General features: G+C 62.7%; 19 protein-coding genes. 6 read left to right on the top strand and 13 right to left on the bottom strand.

Annotation, left to right across the window (positions count from 1 at the left end):
• Window positions 1–17: 17 nt before the first annotated feature.
• Window positions 18–590: an RNA polymerase sigma factor RpoE gene (gene rpoE / locus ACW73L_RS02020; protein ID WP_129882333.1), complete on the bottom strand. Its 573-nt coding sequence runs from the start codon at window positions 588–590 to the stop codon at window positions 18–20.
• 249 nt (window positions 591–839) lie between these two features.
• On the opposite strand from rpoE, the gene nadB reads away from it, so the two are divergent.
• Window positions 840–2459 (top strand): L-aspartate oxidase, encoded by a 1620-nt coding sequence (gene nadB, locus ACW73L_RS02015; protein ID WP_129882334.1) that lies wholly within the window; start codon window positions 840–842, stop codon window positions 2457–2459.
• Window positions 2460–2535: 76 nt separating this feature from the next.
• Here the strand turns inward: nadB and ACW73L_RS02010 are convergent, their stop codons facing one another.
• The gene (locus ACW73L_RS02010) at window positions 2536–3222 is read right to left on the bottom strand and encodes a TMEM165/GDT1 family protein (protein ID WP_498919668.1); all 687 of its coding nucleotides are present in this window, start codon (window positions 3220–3222) and stop codon (window positions 2536–2538) included.
• Window positions 3223–3233: 11 nt separating this feature from the next.
• Complete coding sequence (locus tag ACW73L_RS02005; protein ID WP_498919667.1) at window positions 3234–4157, bottom strand: ZIP family metal transporter; 924 nt, start codon at window positions 4155–4157, stop codon at window positions 3234–3236.
• A gap of 246 nt (window positions 4158–4403) precedes the next feature.
• Here ACW73L_RS02005 and surE point away from each other — a divergent pair, with 246 nt between their 5' ends.
• The 5 genes from surE to ACW73L_RS01980 all read left to right on the top strand — a co-directional run bounded on the left by surE (window position 4404) and on the right by ACW73L_RS01980 (window position 9771).
• Complete coding sequence (gene surE / locus ACW73L_RS02000; RefSeq protein ID WP_498919666.1) at window positions 4404–5159, top strand: 5'/3'-nucleotidase SurE; 756 nt, start codon at window positions 4404–4406, stop codon at window positions 5157–5159.
• Window positions 5156–5815, top strand: a complete 660-nt coding sequence (locus tag ACW73L_RS01995) for a protein-L-isoaspartate(D-aspartate) O-methyltransferase (protein ID WP_498919665.1) — start codon at window positions 5156–5158, stop codon at window positions 5813–5815. The genes surE and ACW73L_RS01995 overlap by 4 nt, the downstream gene beginning before the upstream one ends.
• 31 nt (window positions 5816–5846) lie before the next feature.
• Complete coding sequence (locus tag ACW73L_RS01990) at window positions 5847–6485, top strand: DedA family protein (RefSeq protein WP_498919664.1); 639 nt, start codon at window positions 5847–5849, stop codon at window positions 6483–6485.
• A gap of 107 nt (window positions 6486–6592) precedes the next feature.
• Entirely contained in the window at window positions 6593–9271 is a 2679-nt protein-coding gene (locus ACW73L_RS01985) for a bifunctional acetate--CoA ligase family protein/GNAT family N-acetyltransferase (RefSeq protein ID WP_498919663.1), read from the top strand.
• Between the two features lie 20 nt (window positions 9272–9291).
• A complete protein-coding gene (locus tag ACW73L_RS01980; protein ID WP_498919662.1) occupies window positions 9292–9771 on the top strand; it encodes a hypothetical protein in 480 nt (159 codons plus the stop codon).
• Window positions 9772–9864: 93 nt separating this feature from the next.
• Here ACW73L_RS01980 and lpxC read toward each other — a convergent pair whose 3' ends face one another.
• From lpxC to murD, 10 genes are all read right to left on the bottom strand, one after another.
• Window positions 9865–10779 carry a UDP-3-O-acyl-N-acetylglucosamine deacetylase gene (gene lpxC, locus ACW73L_RS01975; RefSeq protein WP_129882341.1) on the bottom strand — a complete coding sequence of 305 codons (915 nt, stop codon included), beginning with the start codon at window positions 10777–10779 and terminating at the stop codon, window positions 9865–9867.
• 148 nt (window positions 10780–10927) lie between these two features.
• A complete protein-coding gene (gene ftsZ, locus ACW73L_RS01970; protein ID WP_129882342.1) occupies window positions 10928–12073 on the bottom strand; it encodes a cell division protein FtsZ in 1146 nt (381 codons plus the stop codon).
• Between the two features lie 30 nt (window positions 12074–12103).
• Complete coding sequence (gene ftsA / locus ACW73L_RS01965; protein ID WP_139557614.1) at window positions 12104–13339, bottom strand: cell division protein FtsA; 1236 nt, start codon at window positions 13337–13339, stop codon at window positions 12104–12106.
• Window positions 13333–14136, bottom strand: a complete 804-nt coding sequence (locus ACW73L_RS01960; protein ID WP_498919661.1) for a cell division protein FtsQ/DivIB — start codon at window positions 14134–14136, stop codon at window positions 13333–13335. Before ACW73L_RS01960 ends, ftsA begins: the two co-directional genes overlap by 7 nt.
• 64 nt (window positions 14137–14200) lie before the next feature.
• The gene (locus ACW73L_RS01955; RefSeq protein ID WP_498919660.1) at window positions 14201–15127 is read right to left on the bottom strand and encodes a D-alanine--D-alanine ligase; all 927 of its coding nucleotides are present in this window, start codon (window positions 15125–15127) and stop codon (window positions 14201–14203) included.
• Window positions 15124–16071, bottom strand: a complete 948-nt coding sequence (murB, locus tag ACW73L_RS01950) for a UDP-N-acetylmuramate dehydrogenase (protein ID WP_498919659.1) — start codon at window positions 16069–16071, stop codon at window positions 15124–15126. The genes ACW73L_RS01955 and murB overlap by 4 nt, the downstream gene beginning before the upstream one ends.
• On the bottom strand, window positions 16058–17500 hold the full coding sequence (murC, locus tag ACW73L_RS01945; protein ID WP_498919658.1) for a UDP-N-acetylmuramate--L-alanine ligase: 1443 nt from the start codon (window positions 17498–17500) through the stop codon (window positions 16058–16060). Before murC ends, murB begins: the two co-directional genes overlap by 14 nt.
• Window positions 17500–18567: an undecaprenyldiphospho-muramoylpentapeptide beta-N-acetylglucosaminyltransferase gene (murG, locus tag ACW73L_RS01940; RefSeq protein ID WP_498919657.1), complete on the bottom strand. Its 1068-nt coding sequence runs from the start codon at window positions 18565–18567 to the stop codon at window positions 17500–17502. The genes murC and murG overlap by 1 nt, the downstream gene beginning before the upstream one ends.
• A complete protein-coding gene (gene ftsW, locus ACW73L_RS01935; protein ID WP_498919656.1) occupies window positions 18552–19754 on the bottom strand; it encodes a putative lipid II flippase FtsW in 1203 nt (400 codons plus the stop codon). The genes murG and ftsW overlap by 16 nt, the downstream gene beginning before the upstream one ends.
• Window positions 19751–21115: a UDP-N-acetylmuramoyl-L-alanine--D-glutamate ligase gene (gene murD / locus ACW73L_RS01930; RefSeq protein ID WP_498919655.1), complete on the bottom strand. Its 1365-nt coding sequence runs from the start codon at window positions 21113–21115 to the stop codon at window positions 19751–19753. Before murD ends, ftsW begins: the two co-directional genes overlap by 4 nt.
• Between the last annotated feature and the right edge of the window lie 18 nt (window positions 21116–21133).

Below are 21133 nucleotides of genomic sequence, written 5' to 3'. Positions count from 1 at the left end.
ATCTCTCTTCATTGCAATCACCCCAATACAGTTTGCATTTTTTTGTCGATGGCTTCGCGAGCCCGAAAAATACGCGACCTGACCGTTCCAACGGGACACTCCATGACAGATGCGATCTCTTCGTAGCTAAGCCCATCGAACTCACGCAGGGTTATGGCAACTCTGAGTTCTTCCGGAAGTTCGTCAAGTGCCGATTGTATCACGGAAGCCAACTCGTTACTCAGAGCCAAGCCCTCGGGCGTCTCCAGATCCTTTAGACGCGAGGCGCTCTCGAATTGTTCCGCCGCATCGATGTCGATTTCGTCGTCTGTAGGACGGCGAGCCCGCATTGCCAGGTGATTCTTTGCGGTATTGATCGCGATCCGGTAGAGCCAGGTGTAGAACGCACTTTCACCACGAAAACTCGGTAGGGCACGGTAGGCTTTGATGAAAGATTCCTGGGCGACGTCAAGCGCTTCGTCGGCATCCTTGACGTAGCGATTGATCAATTGCGTGATCTTGTATTGGTACTTCCTGACCAGACTGTCGAAAGCCTTCTTGTCACCCTTCTGTACGCGTCGGACCAGTTCTTCATCCAGGAGTTCGTTCATGCTTTGTTCTTTACAATGTCGGTATCCGACCCGACCACGGGGAGGGGCTGTTACTGGTCCGGTCGCCGAGCGAGCCGGCCGCCACCTCGCGCCAGGAACGCGTTCTTCGAAGGACGGTCCCGGAATGCGGATGAAGTCTGATTTGCGCCGATTATGGATTGTCGCCCCGAAGCGTTCAATCCCGCTGGCTTTTTCGGTAGCATCGTAATCACTCTGTAACTGGTCGATACTCCTGCAACGACAAGCGCGATGTCTCCTTCCTTCGATGTCCTGATCATCGGCAGCGGCGCCTCCGGTCTTAGCCTGGCGCTGCGGCTGGCCGACCACTGCCGGGTCGCCGTCGTGTCGAAAGTCGCGCTCAGCGAGGGCAGCACGATCTATGCCCAGGGCGGCATCTCAGCCGTGCTCGACGCCCGCGATTCCGTCGAGTCTCACATTCAGGACACGCTCGTCGCGGGTGCCGGGCTGTGTGATCCCGAGATCGTCCGCTTGGTGGTCGAGCGCGGAAAGACATCGATCGATTGGCTGCGACAGCGGGGGGTACCCTTTACCGAGGTGGAAAACGATCAGGGCACGTCGGAACTGCACCTGACGCGCGAGGGCGGCCATACCCATCGGCGCGTCGTGCATGCCGCGGACGCTACGGGCAGGGCCGTAGAAACGTCCCTGGAGCGCCACGCTCGGGCACATCCGAATATCGAGTTGTTCGAACATCACAACACCATCGACCTGATCACAACCCGCAAGCTCGGCGACGCGTCCGACCAGCGGGTCGTCGGCGCCTATGTACTGGACACGCGGCGGCAACGCGTCCTGACCTTCCGAGCGCGACTGGTTGCTCTGGCCACCGGCGGCGCAAGCAAGGTGTACCTCTACACGAGCAACCCGGACGTCTGCACGGGCGATGGCATCGCGATGGCATGGCGTGCCGGCGCGCGCGTGATGAACATGGAGTTCATCCAGTTCCACCCAACCTGCCTGTTCCATCCCGAGTCTCGTTCTTTCCTGATCAGCGAGGCCGTCCGCGGCGAGGGCGGACGCCTGCTGCTGCCCGACGGGTCACCTTTCCTGAGCCGTTTCGACCCGCGCGCGGAACTGGCGCCGCGCGACATCGTCGCCCGCGCGATCGACTACGAGATGAAACGGCTGGGGATAGACTGCGTCTACCTGGACATCACTCATAAGCCGGCTGATTTCGTGCGGAGTCACTTCCCGACGATTTATGCGCATTGCCTGAGCTTGAATATCGACATCACACGCTCTCCCATCCCGGTCGTTCCGGCAGCGCACTACACCTGCGGCGGAATCGCTACAGACCGGGATGCCCGCACGGACATTCCGGGCTTGTACGCCATCGGGGAAGTGGCCTGCACGGGACTTCACGGCGCAAACCGCATGGCCAGTAATTCGCTTTTGGAATGTCTGGTGTTCGCCGAGCAGGCAGCCCATCACATGCTTGCGGCCCTGCCGGCCACGCAGCCTCCCGCGGAACTGCCAACGTGGGACGAATCGCGTGTCACGGATTCAGATGAAGAAGTCGTCGTGGCACACAACTGGGACGAGGTGCGGCGATTCATGTGGGACTATGTGGGCATCGTCCGAACCAACAAGCGCCTGGAGCGGGCGCTCCGACGGGTGGAACTGCTGAAACAGGAGATTTCCGACTACTACGGACACTTCCGCGTGACGAGCGATCTGCTCGAGTTACGGAATCTTGTGATCGTCGCCGAACTGATCATTCGATCTGCTTTGGCGCGGCACGAAAGCCGCGGCCTGCACTTCACGCTCGACCATCCCAAACCGGACGACACCCGCGCTCCGCTGAATACCGTGCTGGCGCCGGCAGACTTCGCCGGGCGCGAGGGATGATATCCAGGCGACGCATCCTCGCCTGCCCGGACAAGCCCCCGACACCGACACAGCCCGCGCAAGACCAGCACCGTAGCTAAAACGCCCGGGGAAACAGTTGATGCAGGAAAGCCGTGACCCTGACGTCGGCCAACCCGCTCGCCAGCGCGTAGCCTGCCAGCATCAGGAACATCACTCCACTGATGCGATGCAGCAGGCGTAAGGGGATGCGCTGCAAGACGGTGCGCCCCGCGTAGATCCCAAGCGCAGAGGTAAAGCCAAGCCCCAGCGTCGCACCGGTCCAGACCGGCAATGGCGCCGCACCGACACTGAGCCCGGCCGTCGCCAACTGCGTCTTGTCGCCGAACTCGGCCAGCACGAGCATCAGGAACGTGGTCGCAAACACACCGTGACCCCGCATTTCGCGGAACTCGTCGGCCGCTTCGTCCTCACGCGACAGCAGCGCAATGGCCCCGAAGACAGCGAACAGCGCCGCGACGCCGAACAGCAGCAAGGGCCGCGGGATCCACTCCGCGATCGCAGCCCCGAACACGACCGCCATCAGGTTCAGCAGCGCGAATGCCGCGAGGGCACCGAGCATCACCGGCAAGCCCCGGTGGCGTGCCGACAACATCATGCACACGAGTTGGCTCTTGTCGCCGATTTCCGCGGCCGCGATCACCAGGAAGGTCGTGGCAACCACAGTGAGCCAGCGCCACACCTCTGCATCGAAAACTTGATCGTGCAGCCAGCTATGGAGTTCCGTGGACAGGGGGCACGCCATCGCCGACGCAATCAGCCCAGCAGGTTGTCCAGAACCATCATCACGACAAAGCCGAAGACAAAGGCGAAGGTCGCGGATCGCGCCTTACCCTTCGATTGCGTTTCGGGGATGATGTCATCGGCAATCACGAACAGCATCGCGCCCGCCGCGAAAGCCATTCCTATAGGCAACAGAGGAAAGAAGAAAGACACGGCAGCTACCCCGAGCAACCCGCCGAGCGGCTCAACCAGCCCGGTCAAGGTGGCGATGAAGACGGCCTGACTGCGCGGATAACCGAGCCCCACCAGCGGAAGTGCGACGGCCAGTCCTTCGACGATGTTCTGCAGTCCGATCGCGATCGCGATGACGAGACCGTTGTGCCAGTCGCCGCCACCGAAACTGACGCCGACGGCCATGCCCTCCGGAAAATTATGCAGCGTGATGGCGGCGATGAACAGCCAGACCTTACGCAACGAGGTGATCAGGTCGCCACGATCCGCGAGAAAGCGTTCATAGGGCAGAAAGCGATCCGCGAGTTCCAGAAACCCCGCTCCCGTCAACAAGCCTCCGGAAACGATGAAAATCCCCTTCCCCGGCCAGATCTGGTTGCCGTACTCGATCCCGGGCACCAGCAGGGAGAAAGCGGTCGCCGCGAGCATGACGCCGGCCGCGAAGCCCAGCATGATGTAAAGCAGGCGCTGTGAGACCTGCCGGAAAAACAACGCAGGCAATGCGCCCAGACCCGTCGCGAGCCCTGCTGCGATGCTGGCCACTGCGCCGACCGCGATGACGGGGCTGACAAAAAAATAGACGATGGCGAGCGCTGCCGTCAGCACGGTCGCCAATGCGGCCACGACCGCAAGGCGCTGCGCCAGCAACGGCAAGGCACGGAACCTTTGGTACGCAGTGCAGGCGCCGAGTCGTTGCACGACCGCCGCCTTGATAGTGTTCAGCATGAAGGCTTACTCAATTTCAGGACAGATCGTTGGGCGCATTGCGCGATCCGGGCGACAGCACACTACCCTCAACATACGCTGGCATCGCACAACGGACGCGACATCCTAGCGATCCACCGTCAGCGCGGCAAGGTTGACTCGAGAGAATGGCCCTACGCCGGGTCCGGACCGCCACGAGGGTGAGCAAGCGGCAGGGGAAAAGCGCCTGCGGTGTGGTACCATTTGGTCTTAGAACCTGCCCCACCGATGCACATTCTGCTAAGCAACGACGACGGTTACGCTGCCCCGGGTCTGATTGCGCTCGCGGAGGCACTGCGTCCGCTGGTGGACCTCACCGTCGTGGCGCCCGAACGCAATCGCAGCGGCGCCAGTAATTCGTTAACCCTCGAGAGACCACTGCGCGTCGCCGCTGCACCCAACGGGTTCATCAAGGTCGACGGCACCCCGACCGACTGCGTACATCTCGCGATTACCGGCCTGCTGGAGCGGGAACCCGACATGGTGTTCGCCGGTATCAACCATGGTGCGAATCTTGGCGACGACGTGATCTACTCCGGCACCGTCGCCGCTGCGACCGAAGGGCGCTTTCTCGGTCTGCCGGCGGTCGCGATTTCGCTCGGTTCGTCGAATCCGACGCACTTCGACACAGCGGCCCGGGTTGCGGTGAACCTTCTGGAACGCGTCCTGAAGGATCCACTACCGCCGGACACGATTCTGAACGTCAACGTCCCCGATATTCCTTACGCGGAACTCAGAGGATTCCAGGCGACACGTCTCGGCCAGCGTCACAAGGCCGAGCCCGTGATCAGGTCGCTGGACCCTCGCGGCCGCGAAATCTACTGGGTTGGATCCGCAGGCCCCGAACAGGACGCGGGACCGGGCACCGACTTCTTCGCGGTGCGCAGTCATTACGTGTCCGTTACGCCGTTGCAGATCGACCTGACCCGTTATGAGCGCGTCCCTTTGATCGCGGAATGGCTGTTGGCGGGGAACAACTCTTGAATCTGCGGCTGGAGGGTAGCGGGATGACGTCGCGCCGGACGCGCGAGCGGATGATTCGGCGCCTTGAGGACCAGGGCATCAAGAGCCGCATCGTCCTCGACACGCTGCTCGCCACACCGCGGCACATCTTCGTGGAAGACGCTTTTGCAAGCCGAGCGTATGACGATACGGCGTTGCCGATCGGTTTCAATCAGACGATTTCCCAGCCCTACACCATTGCCCGAATGACCGAGTTGCTGCTGGAGCGGCGCACACCCGAGAAGGTGCTGGAGGTCGGTACCGGCTCCGGCTACCAGACGGCCGTGCTCGCCCAGTTGGTCAAACGGGTCTATTCGGTGGAGCGAATTTACCCCTTGCAGCAACGCGCCCGGCGCTGTCTCCAGGACATGGGACTGCGCAACGTGCGCCTCAGGCACAGCGACGGCGCCTGGGGCTGGGATGATTACTCGCCGTTCGACGGTGTGCTCGTCACCGCCGCGCCCACCGAAGTCCCTCAAGCCTTGCTCGACCAACTCGGCCGGGGTGCCGTGATGATCGTGCCGCTCGGAGCGGGGCGAGAGCAGATGCTGCACCGCATTACCAGAACGGAAACCGGATTCGAGATGGAGGCGATCGAGCCCGTGACCTTCGTGCCGCTCGTCCCGGGTACCGTCTAAGTCTGTTCCAACCACCAAGGATGCTCCGACTGTGCTGCATGAACTGATCAACTGGCTTGTCACCACCATCGGCTCCATGGGCTACTGGGGGATCTTCCTCCTCATGGCCATGGAAAGCTCGGTGATTCCCATACCCAGCGAAATCGTCATGCCGCCAGCGGGTTACCTGGTACAGCAAGGCCAGATGAATATGACGCTGGTGATTCTCAGCGGAACGCTCGGCAGCCTGGTAGGTGCATACGCCAACTACTTCGCTGCGCGTTATCTGGGGCGACGCCTGCTGCTCCGCTACGGCCGATACGTGATGATCACCGAAGAGCACTTCGCCAAGGTCGAACGCTTTTTTCGCGACCACGGAGAGATTTCGACTTTTGTCGGACGCCTGCTCCCGGTCGCGCGGCATCTGATCTCGCTGCCCGCCGGTTTGGCACGGATGGATCACTGGAAGTTCACCCTGTATACGCTGGCCGGCGCCGCGCTGTGGGTTTCCGTACTCACCTGGATCGGCTATTTCATCGGAGCCAACCAGGATCTGATAGAACGCTACTCAAAAAACGCGGTCATCGACATCCTCGCGTTCAGCGCCCTCCTGATCGCGGTCTATGTGATGTTGCACCGGAGGAAGCTCGCGCGCGCCGCTCGCGAGACTACGGCAGAGGACACGGATTAGGAATCCCTAGCGGCACCTTTCCGGCCGCGTCGGAAATTTCCCCGGATCGGTATCGGCGGCGGCGCCCCGTCTCCTGCGTTCCGCGGCCAAACCAGGGAGTACTCGACATGAGCCGACATTACCTGGAACCCCTGTTCGCGCCACGATCGATCGCGGTCTTCGGTGCGAGCGAGCGTGCCGACGCCGTCGGCACCCGTCTCTACGCCAATCTCCTGGATGGGGGGTTCGGCGGCCCCATCTTCGCCATCAACCCGAGATACACCGAGGTCAGGGGTATGCCCTGCACACCCTCGATCGAGGCGCTGGGACAAGATGTGGATCTGGCAGTCATCGCGACCCCCGCCTCGACGGTGGTCCCGATCCTGCGCGCCTGCGGGGAACGCCACGTCCGCGCCGCCGTCGTCCTGTCTGCGGGCTTCGGCGAGCGCGACGCCGCGGGCAAGCGCCTGGAGCTGACAGTCGCCGAGGAATGTCGACGCGCTGGAATTCGGCTGCTCGGCCCGAACTGCCTCGGGTTCATCCGCCCGAGCGCTCGGCTCAACGCGACCTTCAGCAATAACGTCGCCGAACCCGGCTCCATCGCATTGATATCCCAATCCGGCGCAATCTGTACCGCCATTCTCGATTGGGCCGGCGCGCACGGCATCGGCTTTTCTCTAATCGTTTCGATCGGCGACGCGGCCGACGTCGGTTTTGGGGAGGTGCTGGATTACCTGACGCTCGATCCCAAAACCCGCAGCATACTAATGTACGTCGAAGGCGTCACGAACGCCCGCCCCTTCCTCAGCGGCCTGCGCGCCGCAGCGCGCCTCAAGCCGGTCATCGTGATCAAGTCCGGGCGTCATGCCGAGGGATCTCGCGCTGCCATGACTCACACGGGAGCACTGGTCGGTGCGGACGACGTCTTCGCAGCCGCGCTCGAGCGCGCCGGTGTCGTCCGCGCCGCCACGATAGAGCAGTTGTTTGCGGCAGCCCAGTTGCTGTCGTCGCCGCCGCGGATTCGCGGCGACCGATTGGCCATCGTTACCAATGCGGGCGGACCGGGTGTCATGGCTACCGACTGGGCCATCGACAAGGGACTCGAACTCGCCGTTCTCGGTCCCGACGCGCTAAACACTCTGAACCAGCAACTGCCCGAAAACTGGTCTCGGTCCAACCCGGTAGACATCCTCGGCGATGCGTCACCGGAACGGTATCGCACAGCGGTTGAGACCTGCGCCCTGGATCCCGCTGTCGACGGACTCCTGGTGATGCTGACACCGCAGGCCATGTCGCAGCCAGCCGAGGCCGCAGAGGCGGTGATCGCGGCCGCAGGCCGCACGGACAAGCCGCTCCTGGCCTGCTGGCTCGGCGAGCGCCAGGTTCAGGCGGGCCGGGCGCTCTTCCGGGCCGCGCAGATTCCGGATTTCGTCAATCCCGAGACGGCGATCGAGGCTTTCGGATACCTGGTCGAGTACCGACGGAACCAGCGCCTTCTGATGCAGGTGCCTGGGCCGCTAGCCGAGTTGGAACGACCCGATCTCGCCGGTGCCCAACTGATCATTGATGGCGCACTGGCGTCGCGGCAGGGGCTGCTGACCCCACTCGAGACACGAGCGGTCCTGGGCGCCTTTCATATCCCAACGGGCGCGGCGATCGACGCACGGTCACCTAACGAGGCGCTGGCGGCTGCCGAATGCCTGGGCTTTCCCGTCGCGCTGAAGATCCGGTCCCCCGACATTGTGCACAAATCCGACGTCGATGGCGTCCGGCTGAATATCGACAGCGCCGCATCGATCCGCCACGCTTACTCCGACATGCTGTCACGCGTGCAGGCGTTGCGTCCGGAGGCCACACTGCTCGGCGTCACCGTCGAGAGTATGTACCAGCCGGCGAGCGGGCGGGAACTCTTCGTCGGCGTCGTCCAGGACCCGGTATTCGGTCCGGTCATCAGCTTCGGAGCGGGAGGCACTGCAATCGAGGTCCTTCGGGACCGGGCCATTGCGCTACCGCCGCTCAACGAGGATCTCGCTCGGAATCTGATCGCCAAAACCCGAATTTCTCGGCTACTGGGCCAGTTCCGTAACCTTCCGCCAATCAATCTGGACGCTCTGATCCATGTGCTGCTGCGGATTTCCGAGATGGTTTGCGAACTGCCGCAGATCGAGGAACTGGACATCAATCCACTGGTCGCCGATGAGGATGGCGTTCGCGCGCTGGACACACGCATCATGGTACGCCCGCCCATTGCCGGTCGACGTCACTTCGACCACATGGCGATTCATCCGTATCCGAGTAACTGGATCAGCCGCTTCCAGTTGCCGGAGGGACAGGACATCACGATCCGGCCGATCCGGCCGGAAGACGCCGCGATCGAGCGCGCCTTCGTACGAAAACTGTCCCCGGAGGCACGCTACCTCCGCTTCAACCAAGCCCTGAGGGAGTTGAGTCAGGAGTTGCTGGTGAGGTTCACCCAACTCGATTACCACCGGGAACTCGCTCTAATCGCAACCACCCCCGTCGCGGGCGAGGAAACCGAAATCGCAGTCGCCCGTTTTTTTCCGAATCCGGACGCGCGCAGCGCCGAATTCGCCGTGGTCATCGCCGACGACTGGCAACGGCATGGCCTGGGCACGCGACTGATGAATCAGTTGATCGCAGCGAGTCGGGAAAAAGGCTTCGAAACACTGGAGGGCGAAGTGCTAGCCCGCAACACGGCGATGTTGCGCTTCACGGAGAAGCTTGGCTTCCGGGCGAGCGAAAAAGAGGATGATCGGGATGTACTCCGTGTCACACTGGTGCTGTGAGCCAACAATACCACCCGCGCATGGCTGAGCGACCCGCACAGCCAACCAAGCGCCGCCGGCGCGGGCGCGAACTTGGCCAAATCGTTTCGCAAACACCGGGTCTGGCCGACTTCGTCGCACGCTGCCAGATTCACGCTGCAATCGAACAGGCCGTTCGCTCGTCAATACCCGAGCGTCTTGCGAAGCACTGCGTGCATTGTGTCTCACACCACGACCATCTGGTCGTGTTCGCTGACGCGGCGATCCATGCCACCGCGCTCCGTTTCGCGCTGGCGCCAGCGCTCCCGACGCTGAACCACCGGTTCGAGTCGCGTTGGCGACATGTACAGATCCGCGTTTTTCCGGCCTGGCAAATCGACCGGAGGCTCCGCGACCTTGCACTTCCGACCCGCGCGATCGCCGAGCAAGTCGAAACGGCGGCCAGATACTCTCCAAGCGACGAGATTCAGGCCGCGCTGGCGCGTTTGGCGAAGACGCTCCGCGACCCGGAACGCCGCTAGCGCCGGCTTCCCGCAGCGCTAGCTAGCGCTGCGGGAAGGAAGAGAACGAGGGTTGCGAGCGAATAGCGCCGCCCCCGTTCCGCAAGCATGGGATCAGCGTGCGACCTGGGCCGGACGCATATAGGAAATCGGCAGCGCCTCGTCGTCACGGAACGTGATCATTTCCCAGGCATCCTTCCGGCGCAACAGTTCCATCAGGAGCTTGTTGTTCAGCGCATGCCCGGACTTGTAACCCACGAAGGCGCCGATCAGACTGTGGCCGAGCAGGTAAAGATCCCCGATGGCGTCGAGAATCTTATGCTTCACGAACTCGTCCGCATAGCGCAGGCCGTCTTCGTTCAGGATCCGATAGTTGTCCACGACAATGGCATTGTCCATGCTGCCGCCCAGGGCCAGTCGACGCTTGCGCAACGCCTCGATGTCGCGCATGAAGCCGAAAGTGCGTGCCCTTGCAACTTCCTTGACGAAGGACGTCGAGGAAAAATCGATGCTCGCCGTCTGGCTGTCGGTGTGAAAGGCAGGATGATCGAAGTCGATGGTGAAGGTCACCTTGAAACCGTCGTAGGGCTCGAACCGGGCATACTTCTCGCCATCCTGAACCATCAGGCGACGCTTGATGCGGATGAAGCGCTTCGGCGCTTCCTGCTCCTGAACGCCCGCTGACTGAATCAGAAACACGAACGGGCCAGCACTTCCGTCCATGATCGGGACCTCCGACGCACTGACGTCCACGTAGGCGTTGTCGATGCCGAGCCCCGCAAACGCCGACAGCAGATGTTCGACGGTCGAGATGCGGACATCGCCTTGCATCAGCGTCGTCGACAAGGTCGTCTCCCCCACATTTTCGGGCCTGGCCTCGATGACCACGGGCTCGGGCAAATCGACCCGACTGAATCGGATACCGGTATTCGGTGCCGCGGGACGGAGGGTCAGATAGACCTTTTCGCCCGTATGCAGGCCGACGCCAGTCGCCCGAATCATGTTCTTCAGCGTTCGTTGTCTGATCATCTGACTCTCCTCATTGTGACGGGAACGTCTGCCCCCACCGATGTCGAACGGCGTGCCGCGCCGCGGCAGGGCGGCACGTCGAATACGCCGGTGTCTCTCTTGCAATCCTTGGGTCGGGCACGGATTGCCGCGTAGCAAGCGGCGGGCATCAGTCCGCTTGGCGCCGCAGGAACGCGGGGATATCCAGGTAGTCCATGTCCATCTCCTTCGCCGTCTCCGCACGCGGCTCATGCTTCGGTTGGCGCCGGTGGACAGCCGGTCGCTGCAACTGCTCGTAGTCAATCTCCCCGGTGTTTTTCTGCACCAGTTTCAGAGCGGTCTCTCCCGAGGCGTGTGAACCGGTCAGGCCTGTGGCGACCACCGTCACGCGCACTTCATCGACCAAGTCGGGGTCGATCACGGTACCGATCACGACGACGGCGTCGTCGGATGCGAACTCCTTGACCTTGTTGCCGACTTCGTCGAACTCGCCGATGGCCAGATCCAGACCACCGGTAATATTGACGAGAATGCCGCGCGCCCCCTGCAGGCTCGTATCTTCGAGCAGCGGGCTCGCGATCGCGCGCTCCGCCGCCTCGCGTGCCCGGTTCTCACCATTGGCAACACCCGTCCCCATCATCGCCATGCCCATCTCAGCCATGACCGTCCGAACGTCGGCAAAGTCGACATTGATGAGGCCGGGGCGGGTGATCAGGTCGGCGATACCCTTGACGGCCCCGAGCAACACGTCGTTCGCAGCGGCGAACGCCTGCATCAGACTGACATCCTTGCCAAGGACGGGTAGCAGTTTGTCGTTCGGAATCGTAATCAAAGAGTCGACGAACTGGCTCAGTTCCTCAACGCCTTTGTCCGCAATCTGCCGCCGTTTGCGTCCCTCGAACATAAACGGCTTGGTGACAACCGCGACCGTCAGGATACCGGCTTCCTTGGCGATCTCCGCGATCACTGGCGCAGCCCCCGTACCGGTACCACCACCCATTCCGGCGGTGATGAAAACCATGTCCGCGCCGTCGAGTACTTCCTGGATCCGTTCGCGGTCATCGAGTGCCGCCTGGCGGCCGATGTCCGGATTGGCGCCGGCGCCCAGCCCCTTGGTCAGAGCGCTACCCAACTGGATTACGGAGCGCGCATTGATGCTCTTGAGCGCCTGGGCGTCCGTGTTCGCGCACAGGAACTCCACGCCCTCGATGTGGTTAGTGACCATGTGGTTGACGGCGTTGCCACCGCCTCCGCCGATACCAACCACCTTGATCACGGCATTCTGACTGTATGAATCCACGAGCTCGAATTTCATGCTCAATCCCTCACGTTCGGTTTGATATGCCTAAAAACTCCCACTGAACCAGTTCCGCATCCTGGTCCATACGCCCTTGAATCCCGGCCCCGCCACGAACTGCCGGTCTCCTCCGCCCTGATGCTGGCGAGCGAACAGCAACAACCCGGCACCGGTTGCATAGATCGGGTTGCGCACGACATCGGTCAGACCCGTGACATGCTGCGGCACCCCGACGCGCACCGGAACATGGAAGATCTCTTCCGCGAGCTCGGTCAGACCTTCGACGCGCGCACTGCCGCCCGTAATCACCAAGCCCGCTGCGATCAAATCTTCAAACCCGCTGCGCCGCAACTCCCCCTGCACCAGCAGCAGAAGTTCCTCATAGCGTGGTTCCACGATTTCGGCCAGATTCAGGCGCGAGATCTTGCGCGCCGGACGGTCGCCAATACTCGGTACCTCGATCGTATCTTCGAGTTTGGCCAGCTGAGTCAGCGCGCAACCGTGGCGAAGCTTGATGTCCTCGGCGAACTGCGTGGGCGTGCGCAGGGCCACGGCGATGTCGTTGGTGACCTGGTCCCCGGCGATCGGAATGACGGCGGTGTGGCGGATGGCGCCATCCGTGAATACGGCGATGTCGGTGGTGCCGCCGCCGATGTCGACGAGACACACACCGAGATCCTTCTCGTCCTCGCTGAGCACCGCGGTGCACGATGCCAACTGATCGAGAATGATGTCCTCGACCTCTAGGCCGCAACGCCGTATGCACTTGACGATGTTCTGCGCGGCGCTGACCGCGCCGGTGACGATGTGCACGCGGGCTTCCAGGCGGATGCCGGACATGCCGATCGGCTCGCGGATGCCCTCCTGGCGGTCGATGACGAATTCCTGCGGCAGGATGTGCAGAATTTTCTGGTCGGCCGGTATGGCCACCGCGCGCGCCGAATCGATCACGCGGTCCACGTCGGCCTGCGTGACTTCCTTGTCGCGGATGGCCACGATGCCATGCGAATTCATGCTCGTGATATGGCTTCCGGCGATGCCGGCATAGACCGAATTGATTCGGCAACCCGCCATCAACTCGGCCTCCTCGACCGCCCGCTGAATCGAGAGCACGGTCGTTTCCAGATTCACGACGACACCTTTCTTGATGCCCCGCGACGGATGCGTGCCGATGCCAACCACCTCGATATCGTGATCGCCGTTCAGTTCGCCGACGATACAGGCGACCTTGGACGTTCCGATATCCAGGCCGACGATCAAGTTTCTGTCTGCTTTTCTTACCATTGAAGCGCCGCGAGATGTGAGTTTGGACGTTGCATGAACGGCTGGAGAGAGGCACCCGTACCCTCAGCTGCGCCGTTTTCATCAGGCGCCGGCGCCGGTTCGGTTGCCAGACCCCAGACCACGGCAAAACCGTTGCGGTAGCGCAGGTCGACTCGCTTTACCAGGGCCCCGCGCCGCCGCTGTAGGCTCGGCAACCACCGCCGAAGGCGCTCGAAGCTGGCTACCGGATCCTGCCGCCCGATGACGATTTCCTGGCCGTCGGAAAGCGTCGCGGTCCAGCTCTGTCGGGCGGTCAATTGCAGCCTACCGACGCGGACGTTGTCGCCCTGGATCATCGCATTCAGCTTGCTAAACACCGCGAAGACTTCGCGTTCCTGCCCTTCGGGCCCGGACAGGACGGGCAATGCATCGAATCCTTCGCGGCTCGCCGGGGTAAAGCGGAAACCACGGTCGTTCAGGAGGCTCCCCTGATTCCAGCGCGCGCTAGGACGATGCTCGCTGACGTTAACGATCAGTGTATCCGGCCATTGCCGCACCACGCGGAGGTCTTCCACCCAGGGGAACGACCGGCCAACCGACTCGATTGCCGAAAGGTCCACGTCAAAAAAACCCCTCTGCGCCAGGGGTGAGATCGCCGAACTGAGCTCGCTCTCGTCGAGTTGGAGAATCTTGCCTTCGATTCGAACGTAGCGGATCGGATAGGCATGGCGCAAGCTCTGATCCCAATAGGCCCACGCGCCGCAGCCAATGACGCCCAGCAGCCCGAGACTCACCAACGGCGGCAGCCAGCGTGCCATGCGCGACGAACGCAGGCTCTGTTGCGGCGCTCTGCGCCGCGTCACTGCTGTTCTGGGTCTCATATCAACAGCTGGTTTCCAGAATCCGCCAGACGAGTTCGTCGAACGGGATTCCTGCCGCCTTGGCGGCCATGGGCACCAAGCTGTGGTCAGTCATGCCAGGGACCGTGTTGACCTCGATCAGCCAGGGCTGACCATTGCCGTCGACCAGCAGGTCGACGCGCCCCCAACCCTCGACGCCGACGGCCCGACATGCCCCCAAAGCCAACTGCTGAAAACGACGCTCAGTCGCCTCGTCGAGCCCGCTGGGGCAGTGGTAGCGCGTCGTATCAGCCCGGTATTTCGCGTCGAAGTCATAGAACGCGTTGGGCGTCTCCAAACGAATCAGCGGCAGCGGCTCGTCATCCAGGATCGCGGCCGTGTACTCCCGGCCCTCGACCCACCGCTCGGCGAAGACGCGACAATCGAAAGCCGATGCCGCCTGCCAGGCGGCCTGCAGCTCGCCGAGCGTCTCCGCACGACTCATGCCGATGCTGGAACCCTCGGCGGACGGCTTGACGATCACCGGGAAGCCTATGGTCTCGGCACAGCGCTGCAAATCGGACTCGTCGTCCAGCGCGCACCATGCCGGGGTCGGGATGGACGCTCCCATCCAGCACAACTTGGTCCGGAGCTTATCCATGGCCAGGGCCGATGCGAGCACCCCGCTGCCGGTGTACGGCAGGCATAAGGACTCCAATGTACCTTGCAGCACTCCATCTTCGCCGCCCCGTCCGTGAATGATATTGAAGACACGGTCAAAGCCTTGATCAAGTACGCTGGCAACGAGATTCCCCCGAACATCGACTCCGGTCGCCCGGATCCCTCGCTGTTGCAGGGCGGCCAACACCGCTTGTCCGCTCCTCAAGGATACCTCGCGCTCGGCGGCCGTACCGCCCATCAGCACGGCGACGTGCCCGAACTCCTCAGCCTGCCGCACCCGATACTTCACTTGCTACGCCCTCCCGTCGCCCCCAGCCTCTCCCCGACGATCCGCACTTCCGGATGCAGGGTCACGCCGCATAACCGGTTAACTTCAGATTGAACATGCAAGATCAACCGCTCGATATCCTCTGCCGTGGCATTCCCCAGATTCACGAGAAAATTTGCGTGCTTGGTCGAGACCTGAGCACCGCCGACCTGGAAACCCTTAAGTCCGCAGGCTTCGATTAGTCGGCCGGCGTGATCGCCGGGAGGGTTGCGAAAGGTGGAGCCGCAGCTAGGCAGATTCGTGGGCTGGGTACCGGCACGCCGCGCGAGCAATTCCCGAATCTTGCTGCGCGATGCCGAGGCATTGCCCGGCTGCAGGCGTAACTCGGCGCCGATGAACCATTCATCCACCGGAAGCCCGACCACCGAGCGATAGCCCACCGTGAACTCGGCCGCCGCGCGCCACCGGCAGACGCCTGTGCGATCCATGGTCTGCACGCGTTCGACCAGTTCCCACGTCTCGCCACCGAAAGCACCGGCGTTCATGGCCAATGCGCCGCCCACGGTGCCGGGGATGCCGGCGAGGAACTCACCGCCACCGCACGCGGCATCGGCGCAGAAGCGCGCCACGTGCGCACAGGGGACGCCGCTCTGGACGAACACGCGCAGGCCATCGCGACGTTCAATCGACTTCAACCGATTTTTCGTACAAATCACGACACCCCGGATACCCCCATCCCGAACCAGGAGGTTGCTTCCGAGACCCAGCCAGAAGATAGACTCCGTCGGCGCGAGTGTCTGCAGGTAAAGGCTGAGATCGGACGCATCGGCGGGCAGATACAGCCGGTCGGCTGGTCCGCCAACGCGCCAAGAGGTAAAGTCGGCCAACGGCGCATTGAAAGCCTCGGTACCGGGCGGGCCAGCCCGCCCGGCCGGGTGCTCCACGCCGAAACTAGCGGTCGCCATGCCACCTCTCCGCAAGCGCTTTCGGCAGCGCAGCCGCGGCCGCACCGATATTTCCAGCACCCAGCGTCAGGACGACGTCACCCGGTTCGATCAGGGGGGCCAGCACTTCCGCCAACTCGTCCAACTCTTCGACGAAAATCGGGTCGATCCGCCCTCTGACACGGATGGCGCGGCTCAACGAGCGCCCGTCGGCACCCGCGATCGCCGCCTCGCCGGCGGCGTAGACGTCAAGCAGGACCAGAAGGTCAGGCTTCGAGAGCACCCGGACAAAGTCTTCGAAGAGATCGCGGGTACGCGTATAGCGATGAGGTTGGAAGACCATCAGCAGCCGGCGGTCCGGCCATGCTTCGCGCGCGGCGTCAAGGGTTGCCGCCACTTCGCGCGGATGATGGCCATAGTCGTCGACGAATGTAACGCTCCGTTCGCCCCGCGGGACTTCGGCGTTGATCTGAAAACGGCGGCCGATACCGCGGAAGTTGCGTAAGGCCCGCAGAATAAGGTCGTCCGGCACCTCCAGTTCGGACGCGACCGCAATGGCGGCCAGCGAATTCTGAACGTTGTGCCGCCCGGGCAGATTGAGCGTGACGTCGAGGTGCCCCGTCCGCCCCTCGCGCACGAGTTCGAAATGACTCGCCAACCCGACCTGACGGATATTCTCGGCACGCACGTCTGCATCTTCAGAGATGCCATAGGATCTCACGGGCTTGCTGATGCGGGGCAACGCTGCCCGAACGCCGGGATCATCACGGCATAGTACCGCGAGGCCATAGAACGGCAATTGATGTATGAATTCGATGAAAGTGTCCTGGAGCTTGCCGAGGTCCCCACCGTAGGTCTCCATGTGGTCCTGATCGATGTTCGTGACAACAGCGATCATCGGCTGTAGGTGCAGGAAGGACGCATCGCTTTCGTCAGCCTCTGCGACCAAATACTGTCCTGCCCCCAACTGGGCGTTGGTGCCTGCGCTATTCAGCTTCCCGCCGATAACGAATGTCGGATCGAGCCCTGCCTCGGCCAATATACTGGCCGTAAGGCTGGTCGTCGTGGTCTTGCCATGCGTGCCTGCGACGGCGATCCCATAGCGAAACCGCATTAGCTCGGCCAGCATCTCCGCCCGCGAAATCACCGGGATACGTTGCTCACGCGCAGCAACAACCTCGACGTTCGCCGACGCCACGGCGGTGGATGTTACCACGACCTGGGCGCCTTGGACATTCGCGACGGCGTGGCCTATCGCAATTTCCGCCCCCAAATGGCGCAGATGCACGGTGGCAGGACCTTCTTTCAGATCAGACCCCGACACCTGGTATCCGAGGCCCAGCAGCACCTCGGCAATCCCGCTCATGCCGGCACCGCCAATACCGACGAAATGGATACGGCGAATCCGACGCATGGGCGAACCGCTCAGCGGGGCCTCGAAACTGGTCATCATCGTGCCTCCTTCAGAGCGATATCCGCTACCCGTTGCGCCGCCTCCGGCTTGGCGAGATTGCTCGCCTGGCGGCCCATTGCCACCAACGTCTCGGGATCGGCGGCCAGTTCACGAATCAGCGCAGCTAGGCCGGCGGCGGTTAAGTCGTTCTGAGGGACACAGCGACCGGCGCCTCCTTTCTCGAAAAACCGAGCGTTGGCGGTCTGATGATCATCGATCGCGTACGGATAGGGCACCAAGATCGCCGGCAAGCCGACGACTGCCAGTTCGCTGACGGTCATGGCACCGGACCGGCAGACCGCCAGATCCGCCCAGCAATAGGCACTGGCCATATCGTCAATGAAGGCAACGACTTCCGAAGCCACCCCCAGACGACGGTACAAGGCAGCCGTCTGATCGCGCATCGCTGTCCCGGTCTGATGCCGGATCTCGCAAGGGAGGTCAAGCTGGGCCAAGGCCTCCGGGACAATCTCATTCAGGGCTTGTGCGCCGAGGCTTCCGCCGAAGACGAAGATGCGGAGCGGAGCATCAGGCAGTCGGGATGCGCGTTGCGCGGCAATCTCGAGCAGGGCCCGCCGCACCGGGTTCCCGGTGCACTCCGCTTGCCGCTCCTTCGGAAAACTGCCGGGAAAGGCTTCCAACACCCTGCGGGCGCTTTTCGCAAGCCAGCGGTTGGTGGTTCCGGGGATGCAGTTCTGTTCATGTATCACGAGCGGGACGCCCAACAAACGGCTCATTAGCCCGCCCGGGCCCGAGACGAACCCGCCGAATCCCAGCACCACTTGCGGCCGATGGCGTCGAAGGATGCCGATGGCCTGCAGACAGGACTTGAGCAACAAAAACGGCCCGGTGACGCGTTCGCGCCAATTCTTGCCGCGAAGACCTGCGACACTCAGTGTCTCCAATGCGAACCCAGCGGACGGCACGACACGCGACTCCAGGCCTCGTTGCGTCCCCATCCAGACCAGCTTGCACCCGCGGCTGCGCAATTCCTCCGCGACGGCGAGCGCCGGGTAGACATGTCCGCCGGTACCACCGGCCATGATGACTACGCGCGTGCCCATGTCGTCCGGATCCGGGGTCCGCCGAGTCGCCGCTCGACGGCTTCTGAGCGCACACGCAGCAATAGCGCCAGCGCCGCGCAGGTCACTATCATACTGCCGCCGCCGTAGCTCATAAGGGGCAAGGTCAGGCCCTTGGTCGGCAGCATACCCATGTTAACGCCCATGTTGATAAAAGCCTGCAGGCCGAACCAGATCCCGATGCCATACGCAAGATAGGCACCGAAGCGCAAACCCTGCTGCTCGGCCAACCGACCAATCGCGAAGGCCCGCCACACGACGACGGCGAACAGCAGGATCACGGCGCAGGCGCCCAGGAGACCCAACTCCTCGCCGATTACGGAAAACAGGAAATCCGTGTGGGCCTCCGGCAGATAAAAGAGTTTCTGAACACTCGATCCCAGTCCCACGCCTGTCCATTCCCCACGGCCGAAGGCGATTAGCGCCTGAGTCAACTGGAATCCGGTGTTCAGCGGATCCGCCCACGGGTCCAGAAAGCTCAACACGCGCTTCAGGCGATATTCTGCCGTAACGACGAGAGCGACCGCTGAAACTACCACCAGGCCGGCCAAAACCCCGAAAGGCCAAAGACGCGCACCCCCGATGAACAGCATGCCCAGCGCCGTCGCCATGATCACCGCGGAAGCTCCGAAATCGGGCTCCATCAACAGCAAACCGCAGGCGATCGCCAGCAAACCAAGGGGGTACACCATCCCGAGCACGGACGAGCGGACAACCTCCAGATGTCGCGTCAGATAACTGGCAACGTAGACGACCGCGATGAGTTTGAAGATCTCGGAAACCTGGATCCGGACGCCGAACAGGTTAAGCCAGCGTATAGCACCATTGACGCGGGTGCCCAGCCCTGGAATCAGCACGATCAGCAATAACAGAATGCCGAAACCAAATAGAACGAATGAGGACTTCTGCCAAGTATCCAGTTTAACCGTGGCGACCGTCACTGCCAGGAGAAAGCCGGCAAGGATATGGGCCAACTGATGCTTGGGAAAAAAGAAGCTGTCGTCCGCAAATTTATCGCCCAGATGGAGCGAAGCCGACGACACCATGATGAAACCAAGAATCAGCAAGCCACTCGCCGCGAGCAGGAGTAAGGTATCGACGTAAAAACGATTCTGCCCCCAGGCCAGGACCACCCCTTGGCTGCGTTGCGCTACGACCGCATGCTTCATGCCGGCAAACTCCGAACGGCTTCCACGAATACCTGACCCCGATGCTGATAATCGCGATACTGATCAAGGCTGGCACAGGCCGGGGCGAGCAAGACCGTATCCCCGTCCTGTGCCAGAGCCGCGGCGGCGGCGACCGCCTCATGCATCGTGTTCACTCGAGAGACCGGCACCACGTCACACAGGGCCCCTTGCAGCAGCGCCGCATCCTTGCCCATCAACACCGCGGCCCGTAGGTGTTTGGCCGCGGCGTCCCGCAGGATGCTGAAGTCGGCACCCTTGCCGTCCCCGCCCGCAATCAGCACGGCCTTTCCGGTCAGGCCCGAAAGCGCCGCCAAGCAGGCTCCGACGTTGGTTGCCTTGGAGTCGTTCACGTAAGTCACCCCGTGCCGCTCGGCAACCCACTGCATCCGGTGTTCCAGTCCGGGGAAGGTTTGCAAGGCGACGATCATGGCCTCATCGGAAAGCCCCGCAGCCGTCCCCAGGGCCAGCGCCGAGAGCGCATTGCTCAGATTGTGCTGCCCGCGAATCCGAACCTCGCCCGCCGGCATCAGGAACTGCTCACCCCGGGTCAGCCACGCCTGTCCCTCGCGCTCCTGGAGACGGAAATCAGCCGCGCCGTTCAAGCCAAACCAGACGACCCGGCGGCCCGGCTGCGCCATAGCAGCCACGATGGGATCATCCTGGGTCAGCACCATGACACCGTTTCCATTGAAGATGCGCGCTTTGGCCGCCGCGTAGGCCTCCAGATCCGCGTAGCGATCCATATGGTCGGGCGTGACGTTCAGAACGGTTGCGGCGAGCGGCTCCAGCAGCGACGAGCGTTCCAGCTGAAAGCTCGACAACTCCAACACATAGAGATCGGCTTCGTCGTCCAGCAGATCAAGCATGGGCTCGCCCAGGTTGCCGCCGACCCGGACTCGGCGTTGGTCGCGCTCTGCCATCAGCCCGAGCAGCGCCGTCACGGTGCTCTTGCCGTTCGAGCCGGTAATGCCAACCACCGGCGCGTTCGCGCAGCAGGCAAACAGGTCCACATCACCCAGGACTCGCGCCCCCCTGGCAGCCGCCGCCGCGATGGGAGGAATATCCAACGCCACGCCGGGATTCACGATCAGATGCGTCGCGGCGGCAAAGGCCGCTGCGGCGAAATCACCAAGGAAAACCCCGACGTCAGGGAATGCTTCCCGCAACGCATTCAGGCCCGGAGGGTCGGAACGGCTGTCGACCACGGCGAAACGGATACCTTTCCCGGCCAGGAAACGGGCGACCGACAAACCGGTCTTGCCGAGACCGACGATCAGCGCCCGCGAATCGGGGCTTAGCCCGGCGGCAGCCAGACGGGAATCGGTCGGATTACGGGTCAAGGCGGACTCCCTTTTGGC

Source organism: Methylolobus aquaticus (assembly GCF_054172105.1).
Note: the sequence above shows the minus strand (reverse complement) of the source record. Positions and strands in the feature narration are given on the sequence as shown.

What these genes read in the sequence shown, in the direction of transcription:
- rpoE (WP_129882333.1), bottom strand. Translation starts at nt 590, where the DNA reads ATGAACGAACTCCTGGATGAAGAACTGGTCCGACGCGTACAGAAGGGT.
- nadB (WP_129882334.1), top strand. Translation starts at nt 840, where the DNA reads ATGTCTCCTTCCTTCGATGTCCTGATCATCGGCAGCGGCGCCTCCGGT.
- ACW73L_RS02010 (WP_498919668.1), bottom strand. Translation starts at nt 3,222, where the DNA reads ATGGCGTGCCCCCTGTCCACGGAACTCCATAGCTGGCTGCACGATCAA.
- ACW73L_RS02005 (WP_498919667.1), bottom strand. Translation starts at nt 4,157, where the DNA reads ATGCTGAACACTATCAAGGCGGCGGTCGTGCAACGACTCGGCGCCTGC.
- surE (WP_498919666.1), top strand. Translation starts at nt 4,404, where the DNA reads ATGCACATTCTGCTAAGCAACGACGACGGTTACGCTGCCCCGGGTCTG.
- ACW73L_RS01985 (WP_498919663.1), top strand. Translation starts at nt 6,593, where the DNA reads ATGAGCCGACATTACCTGGAACCCCTGTTCGCGCCACGATCGATCGCG.
- ACW73L_RS01980 (WP_498919662.1), top strand. Translation starts at nt 9,292, where the DNA reads ATGGCTGAGCGACCCGCACAGCCAACCAAGCGCCGCCGGCGCGGGCGC.
- lpxC (WP_129882341.1), bottom strand. Translation starts at nt 10,779, where the DNA reads ATGATCAGACAACGAACGCTGAAGAACATGATTCGGGCGACTGGCGTC.
- ftsZ (WP_129882342.1), bottom strand. Translation starts at nt 12,073, where the DNA reads ATGAAATTCGAGCTCGTGGATTCATACAGTCAGAATGCCGTGATCAAG.
- ftsA (WP_139557614.1), bottom strand. Translation starts at nt 13,339, where the DNA reads ATGGTAAGAAAAGCAGACAGAAACTTGATCGTCGGCCTGGATATCGGA.
- ACW73L_RS01960 (WP_498919661.1), bottom strand. Translation starts at nt 14,136, where the DNA reads ATGGCACGCTGGCTGCCGCCGTTGGTGAGTCTCGGGCTGCTGGGCGTC.
- murB (WP_498919659.1), bottom strand. Translation starts at nt 16,071, where the DNA reads ATGGCGACCGCTAGTTTCGGCGTGGAGCACCCGGCCGGGCGGGCTGGC.
- murC (WP_498919658.1), bottom strand. Translation starts at nt 17,500, where the DNA reads ATGACCAGTTTCGAGGCCCCGCTGAGCGGTTCGCCCATGCGTCGGATT.
- murG (WP_498919657.1), bottom strand. Translation starts at nt 18,567, where the DNA reads ATGGGCACGCGCGTAGTCATCATGGCCGGTGGTACCGGCGGACATGTC.
- ftsW (WP_498919656.1), bottom strand. Translation starts at nt 19,754, where the DNA reads ATGAAGCATGCGGTCGTAGCGCAACGCAGCCAAGGGGTGGTCCTGGCC.